The 2,959-nt window shown below is 42.8% G+C and carries 2 protein-coding genes and 1 pseudogene; 2 read left to right on the top strand and 1 reads right to left on the bottom strand.

From position 1 onward, the window contains the following. Positions 1-116 precede the first annotated feature (116 nt). Together F6K37_RS36725 and F6K37_RS36720 are read left to right on the top strand one after the other, a co-directional pair. The gene (locus F6K37_RS36725) at positions 117-2,423 is read left to right on the top strand and encodes a tetratricopeptide repeat protein (protein WP_287255909.1); all 2,307 of its coding nucleotides are present in this window, start codon (positions 117-119) and stop codon (positions 2,421-2,423) included. A gap of 12 nt (positions 2,424-2,435) precedes the next feature. After that, positions 2,436-2,642: pseudogene (locus F6K37_RS36720) on the top strand (tetratricopeptide repeat protein); the annotation flags it as partial. On the opposite strand, the gene F6K37_RS36715 reads toward F6K37_RS36720, so the two are convergent. After that, positions 2,604-2,792, bottom strand: a complete 189-nt coding sequence (locus F6K37_RS36715) for a hypothetical protein (RefSeq protein WP_287255905.1) — start codon at positions 2,790-2,792, stop codon at positions 2,604-2,606. The pseudogene F6K37_RS36720 and the gene F6K37_RS36715 overlap by 39 nt on opposite strands. Positions 2,793-2,959: the final 167 nt, after the last annotated feature.

Genomic DNA, 2,959 nt, shown 5'->3' with positions numbered 1-2,959 from the left:
ACAGCCAGTCAAGTAATTTGGCATTTTTCAACCCCGGATGCCAGAGTCAAACTTAAACATCTTTATCCAGTGTTTGAAGAGGAAGAGATGGCAGATTCTAATGCACCAAATTAGCTGTGTCAGTCCACTACGCACTCCCGATTCCCGATTCCCGATTCCCGATTCCCGACTCCCGACCCAAATTTAAAAAACCTACTCCCTACTCCCTGCTCCCTGCTCCCTTACAAGTAATGGTAAACTTTACAGATGCGGACGAGGATTTACCTCCAGCGAGTCCAGAAGAACAATACCAAGACTTACTCCGTGCCCTCCGAAGGCGTAGAGGTTTCGGATTATTATTTGTCCGTTGTTCTCCCGTAGAAGCAGAGAAGTTGGTTAAGCAGGTTAAGCAAGATTTGCCTCAGAAAACAATAGAGGTGTTGCGCTTCGAGGAACCGATTGATAATTTATACGGCATTGTTCAGGATCGCCCCGACTGTCAGGACATCAAGGTTTTATTTATCCAAGGTCTAGAATACTCGTTTTATAAGTATGAAGAGACGAAACGTCAACAGGGATGGGATAGCGAAGCAATTTATTCCTATAGTTGGAAAGGGGTTCCTCATATATTAAATCATCTCAACCAACACAGAGAACGGTTTCGAGATGATTTTCAGATTTGTTTTGTGTTTCTCTTACGGTCATTTTCCCTGAATTATTTTATCCACCGCGCTCCCGACTTTTTTGACTGGCGTTCTGGTATGTTTGACTTTCCTAGCAAATCAGAGGAGTGTCAACAAGAAGACTGTCAGAATCAGTCTTTGAATCCTGAATACTTACGTAAAGAAATTATCGCTATTGAAAAACTGCTGGAAGCAGAGCATCAAACTCCTGAAGAGCAAGCGGATTTACTAGTTGAACTAGGAATGCTACTGGTTGCTGCCCAAGAATATGAAGACGCGATCGCTAACTTCGACCAAGCTTTGGAAATTAAACCCGATGATCACCACGCTTGGTACAGCCGGGGGGTTGCCCTATCGGTATTAGGACGTTTGGAAGCAGGGATTGATTCCTATGGCAAAGCTTTGAAAATTAAACCGGATCTCCACCAAGCTTGGTACAAGCGGGGGAATGCCCTATCGGATTTAGGACGAAATGAAGAAGCCATCGATTCCTATGACAAAGCTGTGAGAATTAAATCTGATTTCCACCAAGCTTGGTACAAGCGGGGGAATGCCCTTTTGGATTTAGGAAAAAACAAAGCAGCGATTCAATCCTATGACAAAGCTGTGAAAATTAAATCTGATTTCCACCAAGCTTGCTACAAGCGGGGTATTGCTCTATCCGAATTAGGACATTTAAAACCAGGGATTGAATCATTTGAACAAGCTTTGAAAATTAAACTGGATTTCCACCAAGCTTGGAATAGCCGGGGGGTTGCCCTATCCGAATTAGGACATTTGGAAGCAGGGATTGAATCATTTGACCAAGCTTTGAAAATTAAATCCGATGAACACGAAGCTTGGTACAACCGGGGGAATGCCCTATCCGATTTAGGACGAAATGAAGAAGCCATCGATTCCTATGACCAAGCTTTGAAATTTAAACCCGATTTCCACAAAACTTGGAACAACCGGGGGATTGCCTTATCAGATTTAGGACGAAATGAAGAAGCCATCGATTCCTATAACCAAGCTTTGAAATTTAAACCCGACCTCCACCAAGCTTGGAATAACCTGGGGCTTGTTCTATTGAATTTAGGACGAAAAAAAGCAGCGATCTATTCCTATGACCAAGCTTTGAAAATTAAACATGATGACCACCAAGCTTGGAACAACCGGGGGAATGCTTTATCGGATTTAGGACGAAATGAAGAAGCCATCGATTCCTATGACCAAGCTTTGAAAATTAAACATGATGACCAAGAAGCTTGGTACAACCGGGGGAATGCTTTATGGAAATTAGGACAAAATAAAGCAGCGATTAAATCCTATGATAAAGCTGTGAAAATTAAACCCGATTACCACCTAGCTTGGAATAACAGGGGGAATGCTCTATCGGATTTAGGACGAAAAAAAGCAGCGATTAAATCCTATGATAAAGCTTTGAAAATTAAACCCAATTACCACCTAGCTTGGAACAACCGGGGGGTTACCCTACGGAAATTAGGACAAAATGAAGCAGCGATTAAATCCTATGATAAAGCTGTGAAAATTAAACCCGATTACCACCTAGCTTGGTATAACCGGGGGGTTACCTTATTGGCATTAGGACGAAATGAAGCAGCGATTAATTCGTTTGACCAAGCTGTGAAAATTAAACCCGATTACCACCTAGCTTGGCATAACCGGGGGATTGCCCTAAGGAAATTAGGACAAAATGAAGCAGCGATTGAGTCCTATGACCAAGCTGTGAAACTTAAACCCGATCACCACCAAGCTTAGTACCACAAAGCCTGCTGTTATGCCTTACAAGGAAATGTAGACTTAGCCCTTGATAACTTGCAACAGGCCATTAATCTCAATCCTGAAGAATATCGAGAGATGGCAAAAACTGATTCATCTTTTGACACCATTCGCTCAGATCAGCGGTTTCAGCAGTTGATTAATATCAAGTCTGGGATTTTAGGGAATCGGGAGTCGGGAGTCGGGAGCCGGAAATAGGGAATAGGGAAAAAATTCTGTATACCTGATTACTATGATAAACGCTATAGCAATGGGTGTAATGGTGTTGACAACTTTAAGGAATGAAACATCGCTAATACCAATTTTAAATAAACTATTCTCTTGCTTCCCATCTCCCCATCTCCCCATCTCCCCATCTCGCCGCGCCCAGCCCTATAGCCTATTCCAGTTGCCGTTCCGAGGGTGTTATGGTGTCCATCAACCCTTCAAAGGTACCAGAATTGACGATAAAATACAACAATCCAGCAAACACTAGAAGAGCTAGAAGCATGGAACAACCGCGCATATCCTTCTCC

The sequence above is a fragment of the Moorena sp. SIO4E2 genome, assembly GCF_010671945.1.
Taxonomy (GTDB): Bacteria; Cyanobacteriota; Cyanobacteriia; order Cyanobacteriales; family Coleofasciculaceae; genus Moorena; species Moorena producens.
The sequence above is the reverse complement of the archived record's forward strand: the minus strand, read 5'-3'. Positions and strand labels throughout refer to the sequence as shown.

Coding starts and splice junctions, on each gene's coding strand:
- F6K37_RS36715 (WP_287255905.1), bottom strand. CDS start 2,792: ATGGGGAGATGGGGAGATGGGAAGCAAGAGAATAGTTTATTTAAAATT.